Source organism: Halorubrum sp. Atlit-26R (assembly GCF_003666015.1).
Classification (GTDB): Archaea; Halobacteriota; Halobacteria; order Halobacteriales; family Haloferacaceae; genus Halorubrum.
Genome location: NZ_QPLT01000498.1, coordinates 1 through 456, shown reverse-complemented (window position 1 = coordinate 456; position 456 = coordinate 1). Strand labels below are relative to the sequence as shown.

1 pseudogene is annotated in these 456 nt (G+C 57.7%); it reads left to right on the top strand.

What is annotated here, in order from left to right:
- A pseudogene (locus DVK07_RS23125) lies at positions 1-249 on the top strand (hypothetical protein); the annotation flags it as partial.
- Positions 250-456 lie beyond the last annotated feature (207 nt).

Here is a 456-nt window from a genome sequence, read left to right as displayed (position 1 = left end):
GATACGTACTACCTCGACGAGGATGTCCGGGAAGAGCTCGAACGCGTGTACCGCCGGATGTCGCTTGACCTCCTCGAGGAGACAGGCGTCGACCTGGACGAACAACGTGTAGGCGGACGGAACCGCTATTTCCGCCCGCTGGCGCTGCTTCTGGGCGCTCGGGCGATCTCCGACATGTCGGCTGAGGAGCTGCGGGAGACGGTTGAGAAAGAGGACCTGATCGACGACCTCCCCAACGAGAAGAAGTAGACGCTCGAATTCCACAAAGCGACATACGGTTTATCGAGTTGCCAGTAGGCGGGCTCACCCCGCTATCGAAGTGTCTTTTCACCGGGTTTACCCCTACTTCGAGGCAAGAGGATCGGGCTCCTCGCGCGTGTGAGAACGCCGGACACCGTGTTTCCGCTGTATCTATGTTCAGAATTCGGGATTAAAAAGTCTATACAGCAATCTGGC